The organism is Polaromonas sp. P1_G2, assembly GCF_056405515.1.
On the sequence record NZ_JBFUBY010001682.1, the window covers coordinates 1 to 368 of the forward strand.

1 protein-coding gene is annotated in these 368 nt (G+C 62.5%); it reads right to left on the reverse strand.

Features of this window, described 5'->3' with window-relative positions:
* Positions 1-368 (reverse strand): efflux RND transporter permease subunit (locus AC1D0P_RS32100; RefSeq protein WP_477680417.1); only part of this gene is annotated, 368 nt, incomplete at both ends.

Here is a 368-nt window from a genome sequence, read left to right on the forward strand (position 1 = left end):
CTCCAATTCACCCTGTTCGACCAGATGCACATTGCCGGGCAGGTTGCGCATGGACGAGAGACTTCGCACCTCGCTCATCACATCGCCTAGCGCGCGGCCGTTCAGCTCGATGGAAAAGGTGACGTTGCGGTAGCGGTCGAGGCGATCGATCTGCGAAGCGCTGCCGCCGATCCGGATCGTGGCGATCGATCCCAGCGACACGGCGCCCTTCGTTCCGGTGACGCGCAACTGCGACAGGGCGTCGGTGCTGTTGCGCACCGACGGCTCCAGCCGGACACGGATGGCGATCTGCCGCTCAGGCAGATTGAGCTTGGAGAGCAAGGACGAATAGTCGCCATTGGTGGCGATGCGTACGACCTTGGCAATAT